The organism is Flavobacterium hiemivividum (assembly GCF_004349145.1).
GTDB lineage: Bacteria > Bacteroidota > Bacteroidia > Flavobacteriales > Flavobacteriaceae > Flavobacterium > Flavobacterium hiemivividum.
This window is the reverse complement of record NZ_SMFO01000001.1, coordinates 571,205-597,811: the sequence shown is the minus strand read 5'-3', so window position 1 is coordinate 597,811 and position 26,607 is coordinate 571,205. Positions and strand designations below refer to the sequence as shown.

Annotated in this window: 23 protein-coding genes and 1 tRNA gene; 12 read left to right on the top strand and 12 right to left on the bottom strand. The window is 35.7% G+C overall.

From position 1 onward, the window contains the following. Positions 1 to 75: 75 nt before the first annotated feature. The 5 genes from E0F98_RS02695 (at position 76) to E0F98_RS02675 (ending at position 5,519) form a co-directional block, all read left to right on the top strand. Positions 76 to 1,188 (top strand): NAD(P)/FAD-dependent oxidoreductase, encoded by a 1,113-nt coding sequence (locus E0F98_RS02695; RefSeq protein ID WP_132108932.1) that lies wholly within the window; start codon positions 76 to 78, stop codon positions 1,186 to 1,188. Continuing rightward, positions 1,188 to 1,931 (top strand): monofunctional biosynthetic peptidoglycan transglycosylase, encoded by a 744-nt coding sequence (gene mtgA, locus E0F98_RS02690; RefSeq protein WP_132108931.1) that lies wholly within the window; start codon positions 1,188 to 1,190, stop codon positions 1,929 to 1,931. Before E0F98_RS02695 ends, mtgA begins: the two co-directional genes overlap by 1 nt. Positions 1,932 to 1,934: 3 nt before the next feature. Further along, positions 1,935 to 2,879 (top strand): lipid A deacylase LpxR family protein, encoded by a 945-nt coding sequence (locus tag E0F98_RS02685; protein ID WP_243699187.1) that lies wholly within the window; start codon positions 1,935 to 1,937, stop codon positions 2,877 to 2,879. An 84-nt stretch (positions 2,880 to 2,963) separates the two neighbouring features. Beyond that, a complete protein-coding gene (locus E0F98_RS02680) occupies positions 2,964 to 3,803 on the top strand; it encodes a helix-turn-helix domain-containing protein (RefSeq protein WP_132108930.1) in 840 nt (279 codons plus the stop codon). A gap of 213 nt (positions 3,804 to 4,016) precedes the next feature. After that, positions 4,017 to 5,519 (top strand): aldehyde dehydrogenase family protein, encoded by a 1,503-nt coding sequence (locus tag E0F98_RS02675; protein WP_132108929.1) that lies wholly within the window; start codon positions 4,017 to 4,019, stop codon positions 5,517 to 5,519. A 99-nt stretch (positions 5,520 to 5,618) separates the two neighbouring features. Here E0F98_RS02675 and E0F98_RS02670 read toward each other — a convergent pair whose 3' ends face one another. Continuing rightward, entirely contained in the window at positions 5,619 to 6,794 is a 1,176-nt protein-coding gene (locus E0F98_RS02670) for a dicarboxylate/amino acid:cation symporter (protein ID WP_132108928.1), read from the bottom strand. A 323-nt stretch (positions 6,795 to 7,117) separates the two neighbouring features. Here E0F98_RS02670 and E0F98_RS02665 point away from each other — a divergent pair. The 5 genes from E0F98_RS02665 to E0F98_RS02645 all read left to right on the top strand — a co-directional run bounded on the left by E0F98_RS02665 (position 7,118) and on the right by E0F98_RS02645 (position 9,549). Next, positions 7,118 to 7,194, top strand: a tRNA-Ala gene (locus E0F98_RS02665). Between the two features lie 143 nt (positions 7,195 to 7,337). Then, positions 7,338 to 8,105, top strand: coding sequence for an enoyl-CoA hydratase/isomerase family protein (locus E0F98_RS02660; RefSeq protein WP_132108926.1), 768 nt, complete (start codon positions 7,338 to 7,340; stop codon positions 8,103 to 8,105). After that, the gene (locus E0F98_RS02655) at positions 8,106 to 8,285 is read left to right on the top strand and encodes a hypothetical protein (RefSeq protein ID WP_132108924.1); all 180 of its coding nucleotides are present in this window, start codon (positions 8,106 to 8,108) and stop codon (positions 8,283 to 8,285) included. Positions 8,286 to 8,320: 35 nt separating this feature from the next. Continuing rightward, complete coding sequence (locus E0F98_RS02650; protein ID WP_132108922.1) at positions 8,321 to 8,773, top strand: 6-pyruvoyl trahydropterin synthase family protein; 453 nt, start codon at positions 8,321 to 8,323, stop codon at positions 8,771 to 8,773. A gap of 23 nt (positions 8,774 to 8,796) precedes the next feature. Then, positions 8,797 to 9,549 (top strand): UDP-2,3-diacylglucosamine diphosphatase, encoded by a 753-nt coding sequence (locus tag E0F98_RS02645; protein WP_132108920.1) that lies wholly within the window; start codon positions 8,797 to 8,799, stop codon positions 9,547 to 9,549. Here the strand turns inward: E0F98_RS02645 and E0F98_RS02640 are convergent. The 7 genes from E0F98_RS02640 to E0F98_RS02610 all read right to left on the bottom strand — a co-directional run bounded on the left by E0F98_RS02640 (position 9,546) and on the right by E0F98_RS02610 (position 16,262). Then, complete coding sequence (locus E0F98_RS02640) at positions 9,546 to 9,902, bottom strand: hypothetical protein (protein ID WP_132108918.1); 357 nt, start codon at positions 9,900 to 9,902, stop codon at positions 9,546 to 9,548. The genes E0F98_RS02645 and E0F98_RS02640 overlap by 4 nt on opposite strands. A 58-nt stretch (positions 9,903 to 9,960) precedes the next feature. Further along, positions 9,961 to 11,244: an MFS transporter gene (locus tag E0F98_RS02635; protein WP_132108916.1), complete on the bottom strand. Its 1,284-nt coding sequence runs from the start codon at positions 11,242 to 11,244 to the stop codon at positions 9,961 to 9,963. After that, positions 11,244 to 12,932, bottom strand: a complete 1,689-nt coding sequence (gene recJ / locus E0F98_RS02630; protein ID WP_132108914.1) for a single-stranded-DNA-specific exonuclease RecJ — start codon at positions 12,930 to 12,932, stop codon at positions 11,244 to 11,246. The genes E0F98_RS02635 and recJ overlap by 1 nt, the downstream gene beginning before the upstream one ends. Before the next feature lie 86 nt (positions 12,933 to 13,018). Further along, complete coding sequence (locus tag E0F98_RS02625) at positions 13,019 to 13,363, bottom strand: HopJ type III effector protein (protein ID WP_132108912.1); 345 nt, start codon at positions 13,361 to 13,363, stop codon at positions 13,019 to 13,021. A gap of 11 nt (positions 13,364 to 13,374) precedes the next feature. Then, positions 13,375 to 14,427 carry a flavin monoamine oxidase family protein gene (locus E0F98_RS02620; protein WP_132108910.1) on the bottom strand — a complete coding sequence of 351 codons (1,053 nt, stop codon included), beginning with the start codon at positions 14,425 to 14,427 and terminating at the stop codon, positions 13,375 to 13,377. A gap of 3 nt (positions 14,428 to 14,430) precedes the next feature. Next, entirely contained in the window at positions 14,431 to 15,144 is a 714-nt protein-coding gene (rsmI, locus tag E0F98_RS02615; protein WP_132108908.1) for a 16S rRNA (cytidine(1402)-2'-O)-methyltransferase, read from the bottom strand. Positions 15,145 to 15,152: 8 nt separating this feature from the next. Beyond that, on the bottom strand, positions 15,153 to 16,262 hold the full coding sequence (locus E0F98_RS02610) for a hypothetical protein (RefSeq protein WP_132108906.1): 1,110 nt from the start codon (positions 16,260 to 16,262) through the stop codon (positions 15,153 to 15,155). A 238-nt stretch (positions 16,263 to 16,500) separates the two neighbouring features. On the opposite strand from E0F98_RS02610, the gene E0F98_RS02605 reads away from it, so the two are divergent. After that, positions 16,501 to 17,091, top strand: a complete 591-nt coding sequence (locus tag E0F98_RS02605; RefSeq protein WP_132108904.1) for a thymidine kinase — start codon at positions 16,501 to 16,503, stop codon at positions 17,089 to 17,091. Between the two features lie 167 nt (positions 17,092 to 17,258). Here the strand turns inward: E0F98_RS02605 and rpoN are convergent, their stop codons facing one another. From rpoN to E0F98_RS02585, 4 genes are all read right to left on the bottom strand, one after another. Continuing rightward, a complete protein-coding gene (rpoN, locus tag E0F98_RS02600; RefSeq protein WP_132108902.1) occupies positions 17,259 to 18,725 on the bottom strand; it encodes an RNA polymerase factor sigma-54 in 1,467 nt (488 codons plus the stop codon). Positions 18,726 to 18,803: 78 nt separating this feature from the next. After that, entirely contained in the window at positions 18,804 to 20,240 is a 1,437-nt protein-coding gene (gene asnS / locus E0F98_RS02595; protein WP_132108900.1) for an asparagine--tRNA ligase, read from the bottom strand. 405 nt (positions 20,241 to 20,645) lie between these two features. Then, a complete protein-coding gene (locus tag E0F98_RS02590; RefSeq protein WP_132108898.1) occupies positions 20,646 to 21,476 on the bottom strand; it encodes a mechanosensitive ion channel family protein in 831 nt (276 codons plus the stop codon). Positions 21,477 to 21,711: 235 nt separating this feature from the next. Next, the gene (locus E0F98_RS02585) at positions 21,712 to 24,123 is read right to left on the bottom strand and encodes an efflux RND transporter permease subunit (RefSeq protein ID WP_132108896.1); all 2,412 of its coding nucleotides are present in this window, start codon (positions 24,121 to 24,123) and stop codon (positions 21,712 to 21,714) included. 206 nt (positions 24,124 to 24,329) lie between these two features. Here E0F98_RS02585 and E0F98_RS02580 point away from each other — a divergent pair, with 206 nt between their 5' ends. After that, positions 24,330 to 26,606: a cation:proton antiporter domain-containing protein gene (locus tag E0F98_RS02580; RefSeq protein ID WP_132108894.1), complete on the top strand. Its 2,277-nt coding sequence runs from the start codon at positions 24,330 to 24,332 to the stop codon at positions 26,604 to 26,606. The last annotated feature ends 1 nt before the right edge of the window (position 26,607 follow it).

Sequence of the window (26,607 nt, the reverse complement as noted above, 5' to 3'; positions counted from 1 at the left end):
AATCACTAGAGTAATAAAGAGTGTTTCATGGCTGTTTACTAGACTAAAAATATTATTTTTATAAAAATTATTCAGATGCAGCTTAGTTATTGGGAATTAAAAAATTGGTTTACAAAAGTAGATTATACGGTCGTAGGAAGCGGAATTGTAGGGTTACATGCTGCTTTGCGCTTGCGCGAAAAGTACCCGGAAAGTAAAATACTAGTACTAGAAAAAGGAATGTTGCCACATGGAGCGAGTACTAAAAATGCTGGTTTTGCTTGTTTTGGAAGTATTTCTGAGATTATTGACGACTTAAAATCGCATTCAGAGGAAGAGGTTTTTCAACTGGTTAGCAAACGTTGGGAAGGACTTCGGCTATTGCGGAAACGCCTGGGAGATGAAGCGATAGATTTCAAGCCTTTCGGCGGATATGAATTGTTTTTAAACGAAGATGAAAGTTGCTATAACGAGTGTGCAAATAGATTACCGTTTATTAATGAGATTCTGAAACCTCTTTTTAGATCGGATGTGTTTGCCAAAGAAATAGATCGTTTTGGTTTTAATGGTGTTCGGGAACATTTGATTTTTAATCCATTCGAAGCTCAAATTGATACTGGAAATATGATGCAAGAGTTGTTGCGACAAGCTATTTCTAGTAATATATTGATTTTAAATCAGCAAGCGGTTACCGCTTTTTTAGACAAAGGAGAAGATGTGGAAGTGGTTTTAAATGATTTTAGCTTTTTGTCTAAAAAGGTTTTGTTTGCCACTAATGGTTTTTCAGGTAAATTAACGGATGGAGCAGTAAAGCCTGCCAGAGCACAAGTTTTAATTACTAAACCTATTGAGAATTTAGATATAAAAGGAACATTTCATTTAGATCGAGGATACTATTACTTTAGAAATATTGGAGATCGAATATTATTGGGAGGTGGCAGAAACCTTGATTTCGACGCAGAAACCACTACTGAATTTGCACAAACAGAAATAGTACAAAATAAATTGGAACAATTATTAAAAGAAGTAATTTTGCCCAATCAAAAGTTTGAGATTGCCCATCGCTGGAGCGGTATCATGGGTATTGGCAACAGCAAGAATCCTATCGTTTCTCAATTATCGGAGAACGTGTATTGTGGAGTACGATTAGGTGGAATGGGAGTGGCAATAGGAAGTTTAATAGGAACAGAATTAGCAGATTTAATATAATGGCAACACGAATAGTACAAAGGAAAACCGCTAAAAAACCGGTAAGAAAACAATCAACAAGTTTTATGAGTAAACTAAGTCGGTTTTTATTTAAGATGATGTTGTGGTTCTTTGGGATCTCTTTATTTTTTGTGGTATTTTATAAATTTGTTCCCGTTGTCTTCACGCCTTTAATGGTGGTGCGAAGTGTTGAAAATATCTCTGCCGGCAAAGAAAATTCATTTAGCCATGACTGGGAACCTCTCGAGAATATTTCGATGAATTTACAAAAAGCTGTTGTTGCTAGTGAGGACGGTACTTTTTTACTTCACAATGGTTTTGATTTTAAGGCGATGCAAAAAGCATACAAAGGCAATGAACGAGGTCGAAAAATAAAAGGCGGAAGCACGATATCGCAACAAACAGCGAAAAATGTTTTCTTATGGCAAGGACGCAGTTACTTGCGCAAAGGATTAGAAGCTTATTTCACAGTTCTTATTGAGGTAATCTGGGGCAAAGAACGTATCATGGAAGTGTATTTGAACAGTATCGAAATGGGAACGGGTATTTATGGCGCTCAAGCGGCGGCTGAACATTGGTATAGAAAAGATGCTAAAAATCTTACGCCTATTCAAGCGGCTGGTATAGCTGCTATTTTACCTAGCCCTAGAAAATTTACTGCCACGAGTTCGTCGTCATACATCAATAATAGAAAGACAAAAATAATGCGCGTCATGCGAACTGTAGGGAAAATTGAATATTAAAACGTGACAAAAAGGACTTATATTATTTTCTTATTTATGGTTGCTACTTTTGTTTTTGGGCAAAGTAGGACAAGAGAAATAGGTCTAATAACTGAAAACGATTTATATACTTCTTCAAAGAATGATAAGTACTATACGAATGGTATTGAACTTTTTTATCGGTTTCTAGTTAAGGATACTGACGAGAAAGTACGAAAAAAGGTTGTTGAGTTAACAATGGGGCAATACATCTATAATCCTAAATTCATAAATAAGGGAGCGGTAGCGGTAATTGACCGGCCTTTTGCAGGTTACCTTTTTGGAGGTGTCGGCAAGAGTTTGTTTTTCCAAAACGAATCAGTTTTTAAAGGCGGAATAGTATTGGGCGTTGTAGGAAATAAATCATTTGCGGAAGAAACACAAAGAAGTTTTCACAAATTCTTTAAATATAAGCCTGTCTTTGGTTGGGAAACTCAAGTTGCAAATAGCGTGGCTGTTCAAACTCATTTCATGTTTGCTAAGAAGTTGTTCGTTAGCAAGGAAAGTAATTATGTCGATTTTAATTTTCAATCTGAAGCCGATTTAGGAACAGTTTTTACAGGTTTTTCTGCTGGTTTTTTGTCTCGAATAGGTTTCGAAAAATTAGCACCTATTTATGACTCTAATATCTATGGAGCCTCAGTTAGTAGTGAATCTCGGAAACTGGAGCCAGAGTTTTATTTTTATATTGCTCCCAGTATTAGATATCAGGTTTATGATGCCACAATTCAAGGCGGTTTAATTAATGATAATAGTCCAGTGACTTTTGATTTGATTCCCATTCGGTTCAATGGAGAAGCGGGTTTTAAATTTCGAAAAGACAACCTTAACCTGTCCTACGCTTTTGTCTACCGAAGTAAAGAGCTTCATAATAAAATAAATACAGGCTATTTTTATGGATCTATATTGGTTTCCTATTTATTGAAATAAAGTGGTAGCGATAGTAGTTGATTTGGCTTCAGGTACTTAAAGATTAACTGATTTTCTTATTTTTATCCTTTTAAAAAGAACAACATGGCAATAGAAAATATACCTGAGATTTTTTTTCAGGAAGAGAATATACCAGCCGACATATTTGTTTATGATTTCAAAATGGTTAGCGATGTCGTAAAAAGTAAAGTCAATCTGAGTATGAATATGTTTAGCTTTTTACAAGTGGGTAAAAAGCAAGTTCATTTTGCCGACAATTCTGTGGCGGTAAACAGTAAACAATCGTTGCTTTTAAAAAAGGGAAATTGGTTGTGGACAGAATTACTCGATACACAAGCTATTTATTATTGTAAGCTTTTCTTTTTTTCAGAGAAAAAACTAACGGACTTTTTAAGTAAATACACGAATAACGTGAAACCTTATAAGGAAGAGGTTCCGTATTTTGTGATTGAAAACGATGATTATATCGCCGCGTTTATCAACTCGCTGTCGTCTGATACTTTTTCAAATCACAGTTATAGTGACGCTTTACTAGTCTTGAAATTTGAAGAAATTATGCTGTATTTACTAAACAAATACGGAAATGAGTTTGAATATTATTTGCATTCTTTAATCTCAAAAGAACTGTCGCCCTTTAAAAATATAGTGGAAAGCAATGTGCATTCTAATTTGAAATTAGAGGAAATTGCGTTTTTATGTAACATGAGTCTATCGACTTTCAAACGTCATTTTACTTCCGAGTACAATGAAGCTCCTGGGAAATGGTTGCAAGACAAACGGCTACAAAAAGCCAAAGAGCTGCTTCAAGCGGGTGATTTAAAAGCATCTGATATCTACTTAGATATTGGCTATAACAACCTGTCTAACTTTAGTGTAGCCTTTAAAAACAAGTTTGGAATTAGTCCAACAGAAGTGTCTAATTAGATAGTAAATAAATTATAACGCTGATTTTAAGGTAAGTATTACTCGTGTATTGCCTGATTTTCCGCTCTATAATTATATTGAACGTTTTTCATAAGTTATTGAACTGAATCAATAACTTGCTAAGGGAACTCCGGCCATACATTTGCAGTGTAATTAATAAGAAGCAATTCTTTGAGATTACATCAAAATAATTTAAAAATTAAATATATAATTATGGCAAATGTAACTAAACCTGTATTCAAAGAAAGATACGGGAATTTTATTGGTGGTAAGTTCGTAGCTCCTGTTAAAGGTCAGTATTTCGATAACGTATCTCCAGTTGATGGAAAAGTATTTACTCAAGCTGCTCGTTCAACTCAAGAAGACATAGACCTAGCTTTAGATGCAGCTCATGAAGCATTCCCAACTTGGAGTGTAACTTCAGCAACGGAACGTAGCAATATGTTGTTAAAAATTGCTCAAGTAATGGAAGATAACTTCGAATACTTGGCAACCTTAGAAACTATTGATAACGGTAAACCAATCCGTGAATCAAGAGCGGCAGATATCCCTTATTGTATTGATCACTTCCGTTATTTTGCTGGAGTTATCCGTGCAGACGAAGGAAGTATCTCTGAGCATGACAAAAACACAGTAAGTATCGTTTTACACGAACCTATTGGAGTAGTCGGTGAAATCATTCCTTGGAACTTCCCAATGTTAATGCTAGCATGGAAAATTGCTCCAGCTTTAGCAGCAGGTTGTACTGCAGTTGTAAAACCAGCAGAACAAACTCCTACTAGTGTAATAATGTTAATGGAATTGATAGGTGATATTTTACCTGCAGGTGTATTAAACATTGTAACTGGTTTTGGTGCAGAAGCGGGTGCAGCTTTAGCAACTTCAAACCGTGTAGCTAAACTTTCATTTACTGGTTCTACTGAAACAGGACGTAAAGTTTTACACAATGCAGCTGAAAACATTATTCCAGTAACAATGGAATTAGGTGGAAAATCTCCAAATATTTTCTTCCCATCAGTAGCAGATCAAGACGATGATTTCTACAGTAAAGCGATCGAAGGAGCGTTAATGTTTGCTCTTAATCAAGGTGAAATTTGTACAGCTCCAACTCGTATTTTAGTTCACGAAGATATCGCTGATGATTTTATCGCTAGAATGCAAGTACGTTTAGGCGCTATCAAAACAGGTAATCCTTTAGATCCTGAAACAATGATTGGTTCTCAAGTTTCTAAACCACAGTACGAAAAAATCCTTAACTACATCAAAATTGGTAAAGAAGAAGGTGCTGAAGTATTAGCTGGTGGTGACGCTGGTAACTACGAAGGTGAAATTTCTGAAGGATATTACATCCAACCAACAGTACTGAAAGGAACAAACAATATGCGTGTTTTTCAAGAAGAAATTTTTGGACCAGTTGTAGCTTTAACTACATTTAGCTCTACTGAAGAAGCTATCGCTATTGCAAATGATACTCCTTACGGATTAGGTGCTGGTGTTTGGTCTCGTGATGCCCACGAATTATTCCAAGTTCCACGTGCTATCCAAGCGGGTAGAGTTTGGGTAAACCAATATCATACTTATCCTGCTCACGCTCCTTTTGGTGGTGTGAAAGAATCAGGATTTGGTCGTGAAAACCACAAAATGGCATTAGATCATTACCGTGTTGTGAAAAACATGTTGATCTCTTACGACAAAAAACCAATGGGATTCTTTTAATTGAAACCTTGATTCTAACAAAAAAACCTCGGCAAAGCCGAGGTTTTTTTGTTAGAATCAAATGCAGTTTGTGAAAAAGTATATTTGAAATACTTAAATCTAAGCAACTAATTTTTCCTTAGTGATTCTGTCAACAACTAAAGCAATTGCACCATCTCCAGTAACATTACAGGCAGTACCAAAACTATCCATTGCAATATATAAGGCAATCATCAGTCCAATCATCTCTTCATTGAATCCTAGCATAGATTGCAATATTCCTACTGCAGCCATAATTGCTCCACCAGGAACTCCAGGTGCGGCAACCATTGCAATTCCTAGCATAAATATAAAACCTGCAAATAGTGTAAAGTCAAACGGTATGCCGTGTAAAATCATTAATGCGATCGCACATGCTGTAATTTTCATAGTACTTCCAGACAGATGTATGGTTGCGCATAATGGTATGACAAATCCAGCAATTTTTTCAGAAACTCCATTTTTTAAGGTTTGCTCTAAGGTAACAGGAATAGTAGCTGCAGACGACTGTGTTCCTAATGCAGTGAAATAAGCAGGCATCATGGTTAGTAACAATTTGAAAGGATTCTGTTTTGTAACGATGCCAGCAATAGTGTATTGTAGCAGTAATAATATAATGTGTAAGGCAAAAATAACTCCGATAATATTAATAAAAACGGAAAGAATCGAGAATACTTTTCCGCTAAAGGACATGCTGGCGAAAATACCTAATATGAATAATGGCAATAACGGCACAATCACGTTTTCTATTAATTGCATTATGATCTTCTCAAAATCTTTAACCACTAATTTTAAGCTTGATTTTTCTTGATACGAAAGTCCTAATCCAATCACAAAGGCTAAAACTAGAGAAGTCATAACGTCTAATGCTGGCGGAATTGTAATGCTAAAATAAGGAGTTAATTCAGGTCCTGAACTGCCAATTTGAGCTACGTCATTAACATGAGAAGCTAAAAGTTCTGGAAATATACCAGACGTAATCAAATAAGTCATAAAGCCCGAGAACAAAGTCGACCCATAGGCAATAGCAGCGGTTATCAATAATAATTTACCTGCGCCTTTTCCTAAATCAGAAATAGCCGGCATGATTAACCCCATTATAATTAAAGGGATGGAGAAGCTTAAAAACTGTCCGAAGAAAGCGTTGAAGGTGGAGAATATTCTATTGATAGATTCGGGTAAATACAATCCGAAAACAATACCTAGAACAATAGCGATAAAAACTTTAAAAAGTAAGTTCGAAAATAAATGTTTCATAATATATACAAATTAGTAAAATACTGTAGGTGTCTTGTAGTACGTTATTTTAAGATTGCGAATATACTGCCAATGTTAGGAACAAGCGAGTTATGATTGAGTTTTCTTCAATTATTAATATTAAAAATGTATTTGTATATTGAATTTCAGAATTCTTTATAATTTAAAATAATTGATTTCTTCTATCGAATGCGCTTCATTATCAAGTGATTTAGTTGCTAGCATCGTTTTGATTTTAAAAAAGTATTAAGTGCTACTTTAAGTAATTATAAAAATAATTTTTTAGTTTTAAACCAATAATATGCTATATTTGTGCCATAAATGGGGGATTAGCTCATTTGGCTAGAGTGCTTGCCTGGCAGGCAAGAGGTGATCGGTTCGAATCCGATATTCTCCACCATCAAGAGAATGAAAGGCTTTGCAATTTCGCAGAGCCTTTTTTTATTTCATGTGCTAAAAGAGTTTTTTATATTCCCCTTTTAGTGATTTTCAAGAGATACATACCTCTTGAGAATTATTGTTTTACATCCAAAAATAATTGATATGTCATCACAAAGTCCTATTGGTTCACTTTTTACAACCATCGAAAACAAAATAGCAACGATTACATTTGGTCATCCTTCGAGTAATTCTTTTCCAAGGGAATTATTGGACAGATTGACGGCTGAATTTAGTAATTTAAGTTCGAACGAATTAGTTTCTGTAATTATTTTGCGAAGCGAAGGAACGGGAGCATTTTGTGCAGGTGCTTCTTTTGACGAACTGTTGGCAGTTTCTAGTGAACAAGAAGGTACTCAGTTTTTCTCAGGTTTTGCCCATTTGATTAATGCGATGCGATCGTGTTCTAAACTGATTATTGGACGCATTCACGGAAAAGCAGTAGGAGGTGGCGTAGGTATTGCCGCGGCCTGCGATTATGTTTTGGCCACAAAAAATGCCTCCATAAAACTTTCCGAATTAGCAATAGGAATTGGTCCATTCGTTATAGAACCAGCAGTTTCGAGGAAAATTGGAAAAACGGCAATGTCCGAAATGACTTTGGCAGCGCACGAATGGAAATCAGCTGATTGGGCTTTCGCCAAAGGTTTGTATGCTAATACTTTTGAAACTATCGAAGAACTTGATGCTGCAATTACTGATTTTAGTTCCAAATTATCGAGTTACAATCCTAAAGCTTTAACAGAAATGAAAAAAATAATCTGGGAAGGAACGGAAGATTGGGATGCCTTATTGCTTAAAAGAGCAGCGATTTCTGGAGAGTTAGTTTTATCCGATTTCACCAAAAATGCCCTCAACCAATTTAAAAAATAGATGACATTGAAAATAGTATTGCTAGTGCAAGAAGTTAATATTGCTGAGAAATTAAAAACAGCACCCGATGGTACTTATCAAATTGGAGTGCTTATTGGCTCCTTTATTCCATTTGTAGTTTTGGCGGGTTTGGCTTATTGGATGTACGCTTCTGCAAAAAAAAGAGACAAGAACGTTTAATTATTCACTAAATTTGCATTCAAAATTATAAGTAGATGAGCAAAATCAGAATTACAAAGAAATTTAGTTTCGAAACCGGTCATGCACTTTATGGTTACGATGGCAAATGTAAAAATGTTCATGGACATAGTTATAAACTGTCTGTAACCGTTATTGGCAGCCCTATCGAGAACCGTAATGATGTAAAATTTGGAATGGTAATCGATTTTACCGACTTAAAGAAAATTGTAAAAGAAGAGATTGTAGATCAATTTGATCATGCTACTGTTTTTAATGAAACTACTCCGCATGTTGATTTAGCGCACGAATTAAAGAATCGCGGTCATCATGTTATTTTGGTTGATTACCAACCTACAAGCGAAAATATGGTTATTGATTTTGCACAAAGAATAATTGGTAGATTACCAGCAGATATCAAGCTTTTTTCTTTAAAATTACAAGAAACAGATTCGTCTTTTGCTGAATGGTACGCCAGCGATAATTTGTAATCCACAATCCATACTTAAGCTTCATGCAATTAGCCAACAATAAAAAAATATACTTTGCCTCGGATCAGCATTTTGGTGCACCAACAGCAGAACTTAGTTTGCCAAGAGAAAAGCGATTTGTGGCTTGGCTCGATGAAGTAAAAGAAGATGCCGAAGCGATTTTTCTATTAGGTGATTTGTTTGATTTTTGGTTCGAATATAAAGCTGTTGTTCCAAAGGGATTTGTTCGTGTTTTAGGAAAATTAGCTGAAATAAGAGACAGCGGAATTCCAATCTATTTTTTCGTTGGGAATCACGATTTATGGATGGAAGATTACTTCCAAAAAGAATTAAATATTCCTGTTTATCATGACAATCAAGAATTTACTTTTGGAGGTAAAACATTCTTAATTGGTCATGGCGACGGAAAAGGTCCCGGTGATATGGGATACAAACGAATGAAAAAAGTGTTTACCAATCCATTCTCAAAATGGCTGTTCAGATGGCTGCATCCTGATATTGGTGTTCGTTTGGCACAATATCTATCCGTAAAAAATAAATTAATTTCGGGTGCTGAAGATGTTACTTTTCTAGGTGAAGACAACGAATGGCTAATCCTTTATTCGAAAAGAAAATTGGAAACCAAACATTACAACTATCTTATTTTTGGACACCGTCACCTACCAATGAAAGTGAGTGTAGGAGAAAATTCAGAATATGTGAATCTGGGAGATTGGATTAGCTATTTCACTTATGGAGTTTTCGATGGTGAAACATTCGAAATAAAAGTATATTAGTTCATTCCTTCGCCAAATAAATAAGCGTCTAAATTTATTTTGAATAAAGTTCCTTCAACCAAGTCTTTTACGGCGGTCAACTCTTTCATGGAAACCGCTAAATCAATTTGAGAACAGGGAGTTTTTAATAGAAATTTTCGGCAATTATTTTTTAATTCGCAATCTTCGCAACAGTTATTTAATTTATAACTTTCTTCAATACAGCTCCTAAATTGCTGAAGTTCGTACTGGCTAAAGTAAAATCCAGTTTCTCTAAAAATCAATTGGACTTTATCGATTAGTATGTCATTCTCTTTTCTCCAGTAGAAAGAAGTTCCTGAATCGTTGTAATATATTTGCTTTATATCTTGCATGTGAAAATGTTTGAAACAAATATAGTTATTATTTATAATAATTCTAAATAAAACGCAATCATTCCTGATTTTCATGCTCCTCTAAATCTTTTCTCAAATCTAGTTTTCGGAAAGATGGCGAAATAATTCCAGTGGTTAAAACGACTAGGAGAGTCATGCTTCCGCCAAAAACAACGGCAGTAACTGTTCCCATTAAGCGAGCGGTTAATCCACTTTCAAAAGCTCCTAATTCATTTGAAGATCCTACAAACATAGAGTTTACTGCCGAAACTCTTCCACGCATATGATCTGGAGTTTTCAGTTGTAAAATAGTTTGACGAATAACTACTGAAATTCCATCAAAAACTCCGCTAAAGAATAAGGCAAGTAGTGAAACCCAAAAAATGGTTGAAAGTCCAAAAACAATAATACAAATTCCAAAAGCAAATATAGCTGAGAGCAGTTTTAGCCCGGCATTTTTACTCAAAGGAACATAGGCAGTGATAATCATGGTCAAAAAAGCACCAACTGCGGGAGCGGCTCTAAGAAAACCGAAGCCTTCTGGGCCTACTTTTAGTATGTCTTGAGCAAAAATGGGTAGAAGTGCTATAGCACCACCAAAAAGAACGGCTACCATATCTAATGTAATTGCTCCTAAAACAGTCTTATTATTGAATACAAATTTTATTCCTTCGGATAAACTTTGCATTACAGGTTCTCCAATTTTAGGATTAAGAATTGGTTTTTTCTTTATTTGAGATAATGCTAATAAAGCGAAAATCGAGCAAGCAAAAACAGTACACAGCGACCAATGTACTCCAATTAATGTAATTGAAAATCCTGCAAGCGCTGGTCCAGCAACTGAGGCAATTTGCCAAACAGAACTGCTCCACGTCGCTGCATTAGGATATACTTTTTTAGGTACAAGTAAGGAGAGTAAGGAAAAGATGGTTGGCCCAAGAAAGGCTCTGACTAAACCGCCGAGGAAAACCAAGAAATAGATAGAATACAAAATAGTTTTTGTCGAAATATCCTTTATCACAACTGGCCAAGTCAATAAAAATAATCCAAAACTAATTACAGAAAAAGCGAGGATGCATTTTACAAGTAGTCCTTTTTTTTCCTTTTGATCTACGATATGTCCGGCAAATAAAGCCAATGAAATAGCTGGAATAACTTCCATTAAACCGATAATTCCCAGTGAAAGAGGATCTTTGGTAATGCTATAAACTTGCCATTCGATAATGATGAATTGCATAGACCAAGCAAAAACCATGGCAAAACGCAGTAGTAAAAAAGTGTTGAATTCTTTAAATCGTAAAGCAGCGTAGGGATCTTTTTTATGCGGTTTTAATGAGCTCATTACTTAATGCTTTTTAATCTTAATTGGATGGAGACTTTTCCGTTCCATTCATTTTCGTCTATACAGTATGCCATTTGAAAAGGTTTTTGATTGGTCGTTAAATCAAATTTATCTCCTAATCCAAAACCAATTGCGGCAATACCTTCACTCCCATTTTGCTTTACAAAAAGACGTATATGTTCGTCCTCTTGACCCATTAGTTTTCCGTAGCCCGTATCTTTAACGTCTTTTGTCAAAAAAGTAGGTGTCATATTCATTGGTCCAAAAGGTTCGAATTGCTTTAGAATCCGGATTAATTTTGGTGTAATATCAGAAAAATTGATTTCAGCATCGATCGCAATTTCAGGCATTAACATATCTGGATGAATGGTTTTTTCGACCTCTTTTTCGAATGCTTCTTTGAAAACAGAATAGTTTTCTGCTGCCAATGTCATTCCAGCCGCGTACATGTGTCCGCCAAATTGTTCCAAATGGTCCGAGCAAGCTTCAAGTGCATTATACACATCAAAACCTTTTACAGAACGTGCTGAAGCAGCATATTTATCGCCGCTTTTTGTAAAAACCAAAGTAGGACGATAATACGTTTCAATCAATCGAGAAGCAACAATTCCGATTACTCCTTTGTGCCAATCTTCTTGAAAAACTACAGATGTAAATCGCTCTTTTTCATTGTTTTCGTCGATTTGTTTTAAGGCTTCTTTGGTAATTAATTTGTCTAAATCTTTGCGTTCCGAATTATAAGCTTCAATTTCGGAAGCGAATTGTTGCGCTTGGTCAAAATCAAATTCGGTTAGTAATTCGACTGCATGATTTCCGTGTTTGATGCGACCAGCGGCATTAATTCTTGGAGCGATGATAAAAACGACATCGGTAATATCTAAAGTTTGTTTTTTTATTTGATGTATCAAAGCTCTGATTCCGGGTCTCGGATCGCTATTAATAACTTGTAATCCAAAATGGGCTAAAACTCGATTTTCTCCCGTCATAGGAACAATATCGGCAGCAATAGCGGCGGCAACTAAATCTAAGTAGGGAACTAAGTCTGTGATAGTTTGGTTTCTATTTATTCCTAAAGCCTGAATCAGTTTAAAACCAATTCCGCAGCCACATAATTCGTCATAGGGATAGTTGCAATCGTCTCGTTTTGGATCGAGAACCGCAACCGCATCAGGTAATGTATCTCCGGGTCTGTGGTGATCGCAAATGATGAAATCGATATTTCGTTCTTTTGCGTAAGCGACATGATCAATCGATTTTATACCGCAATCTAAAGCAATGATTAACGAAAAACCATTGTCATCAGCAAAGTCAATTCCCATGAATGAAACACCATAACCTTCTTTATAACGATCCGGAATATAAGTTGCTACATCAGGATAATAGCTTTTTAAGTAAGAAGAAACGAGTGAAACTGCCGTAGTTCCATCTACATCATAATCGCCAAAAACAAGAATTCGTTCCTGATTTTCAATCGCTTTTTCTATTCGTTCGACTGCTTTTTCCATATCTTTCATTAAGTATGGATCGTGTAAATGGTCTAAAGAAGGTCTGAAGAAATTCTTAGCATCTTCAAAAGTTTCAATACCGCGTTGCACTAATAACTGCGCCACAAAATCTTCCACATTCAGGGCTTGCGCCAAATGCTTGATTTTTTCTTCAGAAGGTTTTGGTTTTATAGTCCAACGCATATGATTTTTGATTGTGGATTAACGATTTATGATTTAAGATTTTGCCTTCTGAAATCAAAAATCGTTAATCAAAATTCTTAAATAGTTTACTTCAATTCTAACGGACTTCCGTAAAATGCAATCCCATCCCAACCTGTTTTCATAAAGTTACGAATGTTTTGGTGATTTGTTCCTTCAGGATTTTTCAATACATCATCATAATAATAAGCTCCAAAACATGACAATGTTGCTTCTTCCGACAATTTCTGTAATTCGGCGAAAGCAAATATCTTACAAGAACCGGAGTTTTCTCCTGCGGCATTGTGTAGCAATCCGTTTTCGAATGCCGTAGGTGAGAAATTGTAATTTTCCTCAATTACCGTAATGGTTTCTGCGAAAGTTATTTCTTGAGGAGTTTGATTTAATTTTTCTAAAAAAGAATCTATATTCATGTGCTTAGTTTTTAAAATTGGGCGGCAATGTTTTTGGCTGCAACTATCGCGCCCTCCATATATCCTGGATTTTTGGAAGCGGTTTCTGAGCCAGAAATATATAATTTGTTGTTTAAGAATGGTTTGTTGTATTCAGGATGTCCATTGTTTTCATGACCCATCAGTAGGTGCTCGTACGGGAAAAAGGTGAGTGGTTCTTCACGCCATACTTTTTCATGATACTCCACATAATTTCCTGCTTCGGCGCCAAATAGTTTTGTTAGCTGTAGAATTGCTTGCTCTTTGCGCTCTTCTGCTGATAGTGTATATGTACCTCCGTTTAGAAAACCTTTTAATGCATATCCTATGTTGTCCGCTGTGCTGTGATCGTACATTTCCTGAATTATGCAGGCTTGGCTATATAGCGTTCCAGAATAGTTGTTTTCTCTCCAAAATGGACTTGCATATTCGACGGCAAACTTTATCGATTCACCCATCCAAGTATGCGTTTTTCGGGCTAATTGCCGAATAGAATCAGGTAAAATGGGCTCGAATAATATCGTTTGAACTAACAAATGGGGTGGTAATGTCGAAATAACTTTATCTCCTAGATATTGACTTCCGTCAGAAGTGGTAACTTCTAGATGGTTGCCAACTTCTTTTATTGCAGTTACTTTAGTTTGTGTTTTGATGTTGTGGATTTCAACTTCAGCAGTTAATTTTTCAATTAATTTTGCTGTTCCACCAACTATTCGATACGAAGACTCTTCTGTATCCGAAATTTCAAATTTCTGCGGGGGCACAAAAGACATGGTTTCAAAAAAAGAGATTCCCTGAGTGTGCTGCTTAAAATAAGCGATTTTGAATTCGTCAAGTAAAGCGATAAGGTTTTGGTGCGGATTGCTAAACCATGTCGCGCCCATTTCCATTGTAACGCCAGTTGGACCAATGATCGTTTGTATGCGGCCTCCAATGCGTTTATCGGCTTCTAATAAAATAACTTCCAAGCCTTTTTTTTGTAGCAAATAAGCGATCATTAAACCAGATAAACCGGCACCGATGATTATGATATTTGCTTTATTCATGTTTTATTCTTCTTTCTGGAATTTACTTTTTTTCACTTCTTTAACGATAGTTTTTCCTGCGACCACAACCACTATTTCTCCTCTTGGAGCTGTTTTTTCAAAGTGAGCTAGAACTTCTTTAGCTGTTCCTCTTCGGTTTTCTTCGTGCAGTTTAGAAAGTTCTCTAGAAACACAAATTTGGCGGTCTTCGCCAAAATAAGTCACAAATTCAGCCAGTGTTTTTACTAATTTATGAGGCGAAACATATAGAATCATCGTCCTCGTTTCTTCGGCTAGTTCTAAATATCGTGTTTGACGCCCTTTTTTTTCAGGTAAAAAGCCTTCGAAAATAAATTTGTCATTGGGCAAACCACTATTCACTAAAGCGGGAACGAAAGCTGTGGCACCGGGAAGACATTCTACTGTAATTCCGTTCTCCACGCAAGCACGAGTCAGTAAAAAACCAGGATCTGAAATGGCTGGTGTTCCAGCGTCAGATATCAATGCAATGGTTTCGCCAGCTTTTAATCGAGAAATTAAATTCTCGACTGTTTTGTGTTCGTTGTGCATATGATGGCTGTGCATGTGCGTGCCAATTTCAAAATGCTTCAATAATTTCCCACTCGTACGCGTGTCTTCGGCAAGAATCAAGTCGACTTCTTTAAGAATCCGAATTGCTCGAAAAGTCATGTCTTCAAGATTACCTATTGGTGTAGGAACGATGTATAATTTTGACATAAATTATTTTAAAGGAATTTTTTTTCTATGATGTCCATGAAACGCTCTTCATAATCAGCCTTTCCGTCCCAGTTGTTGTAATCCGGTTTCACCATTTCTTCTATGAAGTTTCTTGTTTCATAGAAATTATCAAACGTGATTAATTGATTCAACACGCGGTTGTAATCCTCATTGCTGTTTCCAAAAAGGTGTTTTACAAACGCAATTTGATCATTCAAATCAATATTGATGCCTTTTGAAAACGTGTCATTTATAGAAATCGTTTTTGTCTCAGGAGTTTTTTCGGCTGCTATAGTTGGGATGATTTCTTTCTCTTCTGTTTTTGCGACAGCTTCAAATACCATTTGGGGTTGTAGCGACTCTATGTCGTTAACTTTTACAAACTCAGGTTCGCTGTAGTGACCTCCTAGCAAATCTTCAAAAGTTATTTGCATAGCTGGCGCTTTCATCGGAGTTTCTACTTCGATTTCTTCTGTTAACTCGAAAGCAGATTTGAATTCGGTTGCTGGTTCTTCTTTTGTTTCTTCGTTTTCCACTTCTTCATTTTCAGCGATGATTTTCTCTGTTTCTTCAGCTATTTCCTCGCTATCATTTTCATTATTTGAAACTTTTTCCTCTTCAATAGCTTCTACATCCTCAACAGGCTGTTCTATTATGTCGGCTGCAAAATCACCTAATTCATTTACGTCTTCTGCAGTAAGTTCTTCTTCGTCAGTATCGTTTTTCTCTTCAGTAGTTTCCTCTGTTGCCATTGGTTCTTCTACGGATTCATCTTCAGCAGAAATTTCTTCACTTGCTGCTTGTTCATCTGCTACCTCTGCTGTTGGAATTTCTTCAGCAGAAATTTCTTCAACAGGGACCATTTCGGTCATTTCAATCATCGTCTCCACAGGTAGATGGTCGCTTTTGTCATAAAAAGCTTCAATATCTTTTTCAATTTCAGCTTGACCTATTGTAGGTCTCACCTCACCATATTGCTCATCGACAAATCGTAAAACCGACAGCTTTTCATATAGTTTTTGGGTTTCCAAAAACAATTGATTGATGTCAGACTTATTCTTAAGTTGTAATATTCTGTGAGCAATGCTGACTAAATCGGCTTCCAATCTTTTTTTCATGACGTTTGAATTATGGTGTGTATGGCGTGTGTGTTTCTAATTTATATAATTATTATCCTACTTAAGAAATAAGGTCCTTTTGTAGGGAATATTTAATTTGCATTTAAGCGTTCTCAAATCACTGAATTGATAAAATTTTTCTACTTTTGAGACTACGTAAAAGTATAAAATCTTAAGTCGGTTTATTACAATACAAAGTAATAAAAACTATTCATTTTTTAAGTTAGAAAAATACAAAATGTTTCTCGAAAATACAGTAAATCATAAAGAACAATTTGGTTGGATCGAAGTCATTTGCGGTTCGATGTTTTCGGGTAAAACCGAAGAGCTTATTCGACGTCTGAAAAGGGCGCAATTTGCCAAACAAAAAGTCGAAATTTTTAAACCTACAATTGACACTCGTTATGATGATGAGATGGTGGTTTCTCATAATGCTAACGAAATTCGCTCTACACCAGTTCCTGCTGCCGCAAACATTGCTATTCTAGCGCAAGGTTGTGACGTTGTAGGTATTGATGAAGCGCAGTTTTTTGACGACGAAATTGTAAGAGTATGCAATGATTTAGCTAACCAGGGAATTCGTGTTATTGTAGCAGGATTAGATATGGATTTTAAAGGAAATCCCTTTGGACCAATGCCAGCTTTAATGGCAACTGCCGAATATGTTACTAAAGTGCATGCGGTATGCACACGCACTGGGAATTTAGCGAATTACAGTTTTCGTAAAACTGATAATGAGAAATTAGTGATGCTTGGAGAAACAGAAGAATATGAGCCATTAAGTCGCGCAGCATATTACCATGCCATGCGAAAAGATCAAGAAAAGTAATCTTCATCCCTCCCGACGCTTCGGGACTCTCCGAAGGAGAGGGAGACTGAACTAGTATATAGGAAATAATAAACCCTTTCAAAATTGAAATTTTGAAAGGGTTTTGCTTTTTATAGAGATGCTTAATAGTTCTACAATCGTTAATCTACAATCTATGAGCAAAAATCCTATATCTTCTTCCTCATTCTAGCAACTGGAATGTCCAGTTGTTCTCTGTATTTTGCTATGGTTCTTCTCGCAATAGGATAGCCTTTTTCTTTTAGAAGTTCGGCTAATTGATCGTCAGGAAGTGGTTTTTTCTTATCTTCTTCCTCGATGATATTCTGAAGGATTTTTTTAATTTCCAAAGTAGAAACATCTTCGCCCTGATCGTTTTTCATCGCTTCCGAGAAAAATTCCTTGATCAGTTTAGTTCCATAAGGTGTTTCAACATATTTGCTGTTGGCAACTCGAGAAATAGTCGAAATATCGAGACCTACCATATCAGCAATGTCTTTTAGAATCATTGGCTTCAGCTTAGTCTCATCTCCTTCAAGAAAATATTCTTCTTGGTAATGCATGATTGCATTCATGGTGACAAAAAGTGTTTCCTGACGTTGTCTAATCGCATCTATAAACCATTTAGCCGAATCTAGTTTCTGCTTTATAAATTGTACAGCGTCCTTTTGCGGACCTGATTTATCAGTTGACACTTTATACGTCTGCATCATTTCCTGATAATCTTTAGAAACGTGCAGGCTAGGAGCGTTTCTTCCATTTAATGTCAATTCCAGTTCGCCGTCAACGATTCTAATGGCAAAGTCGGGAACTACATTTTCTGTAATTTTATTATTTCCAGTAAAAGCGCCACCTGGCTTTGGATTGAGTTTTTCTATTTCGTGAATTGCTTTTTTAAGCTGCTCATTCGAAACATTATATTTTTGAATTAACTTCTCGTAATGCTTTTTGGTAAAAGCATCAAATTGGTTTTCGATAATATCAGTTGCTAATTCTACCGACTCAGTAGGTGTTTTGTGTTTTAATTGCAACAATAAACACTCTTGCAAATCACGTGCTCCTACTCCAGAAGGCTCTAATTCATGAATAACAGTAAGCATTCTTTCTACGGTTGCTTCATCGGTGTAAAGTGCTTGCGTAAATGCCATATCATCTACAATGTCAGGAACACTGCGGCGGATATAACCCATGTCATCAATGCTACCCACTAAAAATTCTGCAATATCGCGTTCATCATCGTTCAAGATAAACGTATTCAACTGATTGATTAGATCCTGGTGAAAACTTACGGGCGCTGCTAATGGAGATTCACGATCTTCATCATCATCGCTATAATTGTTTGTTTGAGTTTTATAATCAGGAGTGTCGTCACTGCTTAGATATTCGTCGATATTAATGTCTTCGGCATCAACTCTGTCTGATTCAGAGTCGTCGTAGTCATCATAATCTTCATTATCAAACTCGTCATTTTCGTAGTCGTCTTCCTCTTTCCCTGCTTCCAAAGCGGGGTTTTCATTCATTTCTTCCAACAAACGTTGTTCGAATGCTTGCGTAGGCAATTGAATTAGCTTCATCAGCTGAATTTGCTGAGGAGATAATTTCTGGGATAATTTTAAATTTAAAAATTGCTTTAGCATTTATTTTTTGGTTGAAAGTGTCAAGTTTAAGGTTTAAAGTTTTAGAATTTTAAACCTTAAACTTGAAACAAAATTATATTAAAACTCTGCATTCAATGGCGTTCTTGGGAAAGGAATTACGTCGCGAATGTTTGTCATTCCTGTTACGAATAGTACCAGTCTTTCAAATCCAAGTCCGAAACCAGAGTGAACTGCTGAACCAAATCTTCGGGTGTCTAAGTACCACCATAATTCTTCTTCATCAATTCCAAGAGCTTTCATTTTTTCGACCAAAACATCAAAACGTTCCTCTCTTTGTGATCCACCTACGATTTCTCCAATTCCTGGGAATAAGATGTCCATCGCTCTTACTGTTTTTCCATCTTCGTTCAAACGCATGTAAAATGCTTTAATATTCGCTGGATAATCAAACAGGATTACTGGGCATTTAAAGTGTTTTTCTACTAAGTAACGTTCGTGTTCAGATTGTAAATCAGCACCCCATTCGTTAATGATGTAGTTGAATTTTTTCTTTTTATTTGGTGTACATTCTCTTAAAATGTCAATAGCTTCGGTATAAGATACGCGTTTAAAGTTGTTTTCCAAAACAAAATTTAATTTGTCAAGTAATGCCATTTCACTTCTTTCGCCCTGTGGTTTTGATTTTTCTTCGTCTAATAAACGAGTTTCTAGAAATTTCAAGTCCTCTGGGCATTTCTCCATTGTGTACTTAATCACGTACTGAATGAAATCTTCGGCTAAGTCCATGTTGTCATTCAAATCATTGAAAGCCACTTCTGGTTCAATCATCCAAAATTCAGCAAGGTGACGCGAAGTATTCGAGTTTTCGGCTCTAAATGTTGGTCCAAAAGTATAAATCTGTCCCAAAGCCATTGCAAAAGTTTCACCTTCTAATTGTCCGGAAACAGTTAGGTTAGTCTCTTTACCAAAGAAATCTTCTTTGTAGTTTACTTTACCGTCTTCCGTTCTTGGCGTTTCGTCAAATGGTAAAGCAGTAACTTTAAACATTTCACCAGCTCCTTCAGCATCAGATCCTGTAATGATTGGCGTATTTACATATACAAATCCTTTTTCTTGGAAATAACTATGAACTGCATACGATAATACGGAACGCACTCTCATAATCGCACCAAACATATTGGTACGAACACGTAAATGTGCATTTTCACGCAAGAAATCAAGACTTGGTTTATTCTTTGGTTGTATTGGGAACTTCTCAGCATCCGAATCTCCAAGGATTTCTAGTTTTGCGACTTGAATTTCAAATTTTTGTCCAGCACCTTTACTTTCGACTAAAGTTCCTGTTACAGAAATAGCTGCTCCAGTAGTAATTCTTTTTAATGTTTCGTCAGGAGTATTCTCAAAATCGACTACACATTGTATATTATTGATGGTTGATCCGTCATTTAAAGCGATAAATTGATTGTTTCTAAAAGTTCGCACCCATCCTTTTGCATTTACTTCGTGAAGTGTTTTGGTACTTTCTAGTAAGTCTTTAACTCTTGTATGTCTCATTTTAATTTTAGATTTTTAGCTGTACGATCTATGATTTCATAGTATATCGAATAAAAGTAAATGCAAATATAATTGATTTGTTTTAATTGTCATTATCGGGATTGCGCCAATGTGACCCTTTTTCATGCTCCTGAAGTTTCGAGACGCTATATCTTTAGCTTTTTAATGTAAAAGCACTTCCTATTCGAAGAAAAAAAATAAAGAAATTCGACTGAAGCGTCTTGACTATTAGAAATGAAAGTGCTAGAATTTTACAAACTTGTCATGCCGACGAAGGAGGAATCTTCACGTAGAACTCAATAATAAATTGTATTTAAAATTAAACTTCCTGTTAATATGGACGGGAAGTTTTATAAAGCTCTAAAAAATCACAATAAATACTTTGCAGTGATTGTTATGATTTCTCTATTGGTTTTTGTGAACGTATACATCCATTTGTGGAAACGGAATATTGAGTTTGTACTCCCCAAAACGGGTGTAAACTTTCTCATTCATATCATAAAACACATCCCAATAATCCGGACTATCTACCCATACTCTAACTGCAAAATTGACAGAGCTACCTGCTAATTCAGAAAGCCCAATAAAAGGCGCAGGATCCTGCAGAATTCTTGGGTCCTCAGCTATGAAATCATTAATTGCTTTTTTGAAATTCTCTAGGTCGTCACCGTATGCAATTCCATAGGTCCAATCGACTCTTCGCGTAGGTTCAGCAGAAAAATTAGTTAGTGCATCGGTTGACAGAGGTCCGTTCGGAATAATAATTAACTTTTTATCCACCGTATTCAACAGGGTCGAAAAAATGCTAATTTCCTTTACGGTTCCTGTGTAGCCTTGCGCTTCGATGAAATCTCCTATTTTAAACGGTTTTAAAATCAGAATAATTACTCCACCCGCAAAATTCTGAAGTGTTCCAGACAGAGCTAGTCCAACTGCTAAACCAGCGGCTCCAATAATTGCTACAAAAGAAGTCATTTGGATACCTATCATTCCCATGACCGTGATAGCTAATAATACTTTCAATATTATGTTTGTAATACTTCTTAAAAAAGGGACAAGAGATTGATCAATATTTGATTTTTCTAGTGATTTTCTAACACCTTTAGTTATTAGATTACTTACCCATAATCCAATAAATAGTACTATAATAGCGCCTACTAATTTAGGTGCATATTCAAATCCAAAATCCGTTATTTTTTCTAGGTAATTGTTTACAACGATAACTTGTTGCTCCATTTTTTATGCTTTTTTGTTTTTCTACTCATTAGGCTTTTCGATTTCGCCCCGTTTATTTTAGTGGTCACTGGACTCCACTTTTAGATTAAAAATCTAAGTCGATAAGATAATGGAATTAGTTTAAAAAACGAATTAAACTACCAATTATATTTTTTTAGACATTAATTATGAAGCAAAAAAAAGCTTCCGTTCAATCAAGAAGGGAAGCTTTGTATAACTTTTTTTAACGTACCGCTTACTTATCAGAATCTTCGGTATCTGTGTCTGGCTTACTCAAAACATCGATTTTAGGTTCGATGAATTCCTGTTTGTTTGCCAATGATTTGTTTAGTGTTAAAACCAAACAAGGCAATAACATCAAGTTAGACAACATCCCGAAAGCTAATGTAATCGCTATCAATCCACCAAGGGCTACGGTTCCACCAAAATCGGACAGCATGAAAACAGAAAAACCTGTAAATAAAACCACCGAGGTATAGAACATACTCAGTCCAGATTCTCTTATGGTAGCAAAAACAGAGCGCTTAATTTTCCAATTATTTCGAGTTAATTCCTGACGGTATTGTGCCAAGAAATGGATAGTGTCATCAACAGAAAGTCCAAAAGCAATACTAAATACTAATATGGTGGATGGTTTTAACGGAATTCCAAAATAACCCATTAATCCCGCGGTAATCATTAGCGGCAAGAGATTTGGTATTAAGGAAACAATCACCATTTTGAAGGATCGAAACATGAAAACCATCAACATAGAAATCAGAAATACTGCAAAAAGCAGAGACATCAATAAATTGTTCAGTAAGTATTTGGTTCCTTTTTCGAAAACTAAAGCTTTTCCGGTCATCACTACATTATAGCGGTCAGAAGGGAATATTTTATTGATTTTCGTCCAGAGCTTATTTTCAATTGTCGCCATGTTACCGGTTCCAATATCTCTCATGAAAGTAGTGATGCGAGCCACTTGGCCTGTACTATCTACATAACTTTTCATGATGTTGTTTTGCGTATCTTTAGTTGCGTTTTTGGCGTAACCCAAGATAAAACTTTGCTCCTGTGAAGTAGGCAGTTCGTAATATTCAGGATTACCATTGTAGTAGGCTTGCTTAGAATATTTTACTAGATTAAGAATGGAGACAGGTTTAGAAAGTTCAGGAATTTCTTCAATTGTTTCTTGAAGTTCGTCTATCTTTTTTAATGTAGATAGTTTCATTACTCCTTTCTTTCTTTTGGTATCGACTGTGATTTCCAGTGGCATGATACCTTCAAATTCTTCTTCGAAAAAAAGAATGTCTTTAAAGAAACCTGTGTTTTTAGGCATGTCTTCAATTAAACTTCCAGATGTCTTAATTTTAAAAGCACCAATACTGCTTATTAAAAATAGAAATATAGCTACCAGGTAAACATGTCGTCTGTTGTATTTTACCATTTTTTCGATCCAAGCCATAAACACTTTGGTGTAATTGAGGCTTAAATGTTTCAGGTGTTTATCTTTTGGAACTGGCTGATAGCTGTAATAAATAGGTATAATAATAAGGCATAAAAAGAACAAGGCAACAATACTCAATGAGGATATGATACCAAACTCTTTCAGCAATTCACTATTAGTAATGATAAAAGTGGCAAAACCGGCAGCTGTAGTTAAGTTCGTCATCAAGGTTGCCGTTCCTACCTTTGTAATTACACGCTGCAATGCACGGGCTTTATTTCCATGAGCAACATATTCCTGTTGGTATTTATTAGTCAGGAAAATACAATTTGGAATTCCGATTACGATAACAAGTGTAGGTACCAGAGCGGTAAGTACGGTGATTTGATAATGGAATAATCCTAGAAGTCCAAAGGTCCACATTACTCCAATAATCACAATCAAAATAGCGATTAATGTAGCTCTGAAGGAGCGGAAAAAGAAAAAGAATATCAACGAGGTTAACAATAACGAAGCGCCAATGAACAAACTAATTTCATTTTTGATGCTAATCGCATTTAGTGTTCTAATGTATGGCATTCCCGAAACGCGTAAATCAATGCCAGTCTCTTTTTCAAAAGCTTCTATTTTTGGGATAAAATCTTGAACGATATAATCTTTACGTTGTGCGGTGTTGACTATTTCTTTATCCAAATAAATAGCAGATCGGATAGTTCCATTTTTTTTATTAAAAAGTAAGCCTTCATAAAAAGGCATGTTTTCGAACAAATCCTTCTTGACAGTATTTAAATAATCCTGATTTGTAGTTTTTTTGCTGTCAACAAATGGCAGAAGCTCAAAGGTTTGAAGGTTTTCATTTTTCTGCAGTTTCTTCAAGTCATTTATGGAGATAATCAGATCGACTTCTTTTTGCGCTTTGAACTCATTCATTAATTTAGTCCAAGCAGCAAATGCTTTTGGCGTAAAAAAAGTATCGTCTTTAACGCCTACAACAATTAAATTTCCTTCTTCCCCAAACATGTCTAGAAAGGCATTGTATTCTGTATTTACAATGTGATCGTCTGGCAGTAGATTAGCTTCTGTAAAAGAAAACTGTATGTTTTTCCATTGCAGGGCTAAAAAAAGTGTGATAAAAGCGATAACGCCCAGGATGATAATTCTGTTTTTAAGTACGATACGGGCAATAAATTCCCAAAATCCTACTTTAAATTTCTTTTTCATAAGTCTGTTAAAAATGGGTGCAAATGTAGTGAAAACCACTGCAAAAGCCATAAATTATGTTGTTTTTTTTATCGGTTTTTGAGTTCGTTTTATCATTGTTTTCGTAGTTTTTTAATGCCTTTTTTAAAATTAATATTTGGCTTGTAAAACATATTGTAGAATTTCACATCTTTGTGTGCTTTTATAAAATAATACGCTACGTTACAATGGATTTTAAAAAATATAAAAATACTTTGTTTTATATAACAATAACGGGAGGTTTCACGATATTGATTTATTGGATAATTGCAAAGGGGAAGCTGCTTGAAAAAAGGAATAATGTTGTCATTTCAGAAACACCACATAGTTCTTGGAATGATTTTATAGCTTCTATGGTACATAATTTTCAAGATCCATTAGCAATACTTTTGGCACAAATTGTAATGATTATCCTGGTAGCCCGACTTTTTGGTTGGATTTTCAAGAAAATTGGACAGCCCACAGTAATTGGGGAGATTATAGCGGGAATTGTGTTAGGTCCCTCTTTATTGGGAATGTATTTTCCTGATTTTTCTGCGACTTTGTTTCCAGTTGAATCCTTGGGGAATTTAAAGTTCCTAAGCCAGATAGGATTGATTCTTTTCATGTTTGTCATAGGTATGGAACTCGATATTAAAGTACTTAAAAACAAAGCGAGTGAAGCGGTTGTGATCAGTCACGCCAGTATCGTTTTTCCTTTTGCGCTGGGAATTGGTTTATCTTATTTTGTATTCGATCAATTTGCACCCGAAGGTGTTCAATTTCTTTCTTTTAGTTTGTTTATGGGAATCGCCATGAGTATAACTGCTTTTCCTGTTTTGGCAAGAATCGTTCAAGAAAGAGAAATTCATAAAACTAAACTTGGCGCCATAGTCATTACTTGTGCCGCTGCGGATGATATTACTGCTTGGTGTCTCTTAGCAGTGGTTATCGCAATTGTAAAGGCAGGAGATTTTGTTAGTTCGCTGTATGTTGTTTCTCTAGCTATAGTTTATGTTATGGCAATGATTTTTATCGTTAAACCTTTCTTGAAAAGAATAGGCGATTTACATGGATCAAAAGATAATATTGGCAAACCGGTTATGGCTATTTTCTTTCTATTTCTAATTCTTTCCTCTTATGCTACAGAAGTAATTGGTATTCATGCTCTTTTTGGAGCTTTTATGATGGGTTCGATTATGCCGGATATTTCTAAATTCCGAATGATATTTATTGATAAAGTAGAAGACGTTTCGGTGATTCTTTTATTGCCTTTGTTTTTTGTATTTACCGGATTAAAAACAGAAATCGGTCTTATAAACGATCCTTATTTATGGAAAGTGACCGCGGCAATTATTATGGTGGCTGTTGTGGGTAAGTTTCTGGGAAGCGCGCTGGCCGCAAAATTTGTGGGGCAAAACTGGAAGGATAGCTTAACCATTGGTGCCTTGATGAATACAAGAGGATTAATGGAATTGATTGTACTAAATATAGGTTTAGAGCTAAAAGTACTGACGCCCGAAGTTTTTACAATGATGGTGATCATGGCGCTAGTAACCACTTTTATGACCGGACCGGCTTTAGATCTAATTAATTTTGTGTTCAAAAATAAAAATGTGCCTGATGCCGAGGAAATTGCCGAGTCAAGTAAATACCGAATCCTATTTTCATTTGGAAACGACGAGAAGGGGAAATCACTTTTGCGTCTAGCAAATAGCTTGACCAAAAAACAAAAAAGTAACTCTACGATTACTGCAATGCATCTTTCCTTGAGCGACGAACTGCATTCTTTTAATTTGGCACAAAAAGAGAAAGAAAGTTTCTCTCCTATTTTTGAAGAATCAAAGGAGTTAAATCTCGAAATTGACACTATTTTTAAAGCAACGACTGATATTGAATCTGAGATTGCTGATGTGGCAAATCAAGGAGATTACGATTTGCTCTTGATTGGTTTAGGACAATCTATTTTTGATGGAACCATTTTGGGCAAAGTAATTGGATTTACCACTAGAATCATAAATCCCGATCGGTTGATTGATAAATTCACGGGTAAAGAAGGATTGTTTGAAAACTCTCCTTTTGACGAAAGAACCCGACAAGTCGTGGCCAAAACAAAAATGCCTTTAGGAATATTGATTGACAAAGAATTCCAGAAAATTGACCGCGTTTTTATGCCAGTTTTTAAATCAGATGATTCATTTTTAATTGACTACGCCCAAAAAATAATTTATAACAATAATTCTACAATAACGCTTTTAGATGTAAACGGGCACGTTAAGAACAATTTTGTGATTCAAAGCGCAGTGACTTCTTTACAACAAATACATCCTGACAATTTAACAATAGTCACTGATAAGGTGGTAAGCGTGCCTTTTCTGGAAAAACAAGACTTAATGATCATTAGCCTTGAAAGTTGGAAATCATTAATAGACTCAAACAGCGACTGGTTAATAGGCGTTCCTTCTGTTTTAATTATTAAACCGTAAA

What these genes read in the sequence shown, in the direction of transcription:
- E0F98_RS02695 (WP_132108932.1), top strand. Translation starts at nt 76, where the DNA reads ATGCAGCTTAGTTATTGGGAATTAAAAAATTGGTTTACAAAAGTAGAT.
- mtgA (WP_132108931.1), top strand. Translation starts at nt 1,188, where the DNA reads ATGGCAACACGAATAGTACAAAGGAAAACCGCTAAAAAACCGGTAAGA.
- E0F98_RS02680 (WP_132108930.1), top strand. Translation starts at nt 2,964, where the DNA reads ATGGCAATAGAAAATATACCTGAGATTTTTTTTCAGGAAGAGAATATA.
- E0F98_RS02675 (WP_132108929.1), top strand. Translation starts at nt 4,017, where the DNA reads ATGGCAAATGTAACTAAACCTGTATTCAAAGAAAGATACGGGAATTTT.
- E0F98_RS02670 (WP_132108928.1), bottom strand. Translation starts at nt 6,794, where the DNA reads ATGAAACATTTATTTTCGAACTTACTTTTTAAAGTTTTTATCGCTATT.
- E0F98_RS02660 (WP_132108926.1), top strand. Translation starts at nt 7,338, where the DNA reads ATGTCATCACAAAGTCCTATTGGTTCACTTTTTACAACCATCGAAAAC.
- E0F98_RS02655 (WP_132108924.1), top strand. Translation starts at nt 8,106, where the DNA reads ATGACATTGAAAATAGTATTGCTAGTGCAAGAAGTTAATATTGCTGAG.
- E0F98_RS02650 (WP_132108922.1), top strand. Translation starts at nt 8,321, where the DNA reads ATGAGCAAAATCAGAATTACAAAGAAATTTAGTTTCGAAACCGGTCAT.
- E0F98_RS02645 (WP_132108920.1), top strand. Translation starts at nt 8,797, where the DNA reads ATGCAATTAGCCAACAATAAAAAAATATACTTTGCCTCGGATCAGCAT.
- E0F98_RS02640 (WP_132108918.1), bottom strand. Translation starts at nt 9,902, where the DNA reads ATGCAAGATATAAAGCAAATATATTACAACGATTCAGGAACTTCTTTC.
- E0F98_RS02635 (WP_132108916.1), bottom strand. Translation starts at nt 11,244, where the DNA reads ATGAGCTCATTAAAACCGCATAAAAAAGATCCCTACGCTGCTTTACGA.
- recJ (WP_132108914.1), bottom strand. Translation starts at nt 12,932, where the DNA reads ATGCGTTGGACTATAAAACCAAAACCTTCTGAAGAAAAAATCAAGCAT.
- E0F98_RS02625 (WP_132108912.1), bottom strand. Translation starts at nt 13,363, where the DNA reads ATGAATATAGATTCTTTTTTAGAAAAATTAAATCAAACTCCTCAAGAA.
- E0F98_RS02620 (WP_132108910.1), bottom strand. Translation starts at nt 14,427, where the DNA reads ATGAATAAAGCAAATATCATAATCATCGGTGCCGGTTTATCTGGTTTA.
- rsmI (WP_132108908.1), bottom strand. Translation starts at nt 15,144, where the DNA reads ATGTCAAAATTATACATCGTTCCTACACCAATAGGTAATCTTGAAGAC.
- E0F98_RS02610 (WP_132108906.1), bottom strand. Translation starts at nt 16,262, where the DNA reads ATGAAAAAAAGATTGGAAGCCGATTTAGTCAGCATTGCTCACAGAATA.
- E0F98_RS02605 (WP_132108904.1), top strand. Translation starts at nt 16,501, where the DNA reads ATGTTTCTCGAAAATACAGTAAATCATAAAGAACAATTTGGTTGGATC.
- rpoN (WP_132108902.1), bottom strand. Translation starts at nt 18,725, where the DNA reads ATGCTAAAGCAATTTTTAAATTTAAAATTATCCCAGAAATTATCTCCT.
- asnS (WP_132108900.1), bottom strand. Translation starts at nt 20,240, where the DNA reads ATGAGACATACAAGAGTTAAAGACTTACTAGAAAGTACCAAAACACTT.
- E0F98_RS02590 (WP_132108898.1), bottom strand. Translation starts at nt 21,476, where the DNA reads ATGGAGCAACAAGTTATCGTTGTAAACAATTACCTAGAAAAAATAACG.
- E0F98_RS02585 (WP_132108896.1), bottom strand. Translation starts at nt 24,123, where the DNA reads ATGAAAAAGAAATTTAAAGTAGGATTTTGGGAATTTATTGCCCGTATC.
- E0F98_RS02580 (WP_132108894.1), top strand. Translation starts at nt 24,330, where the DNA reads ATGGATTTTAAAAAATATAAAAATACTTTGTTTTATATAACAATAACG.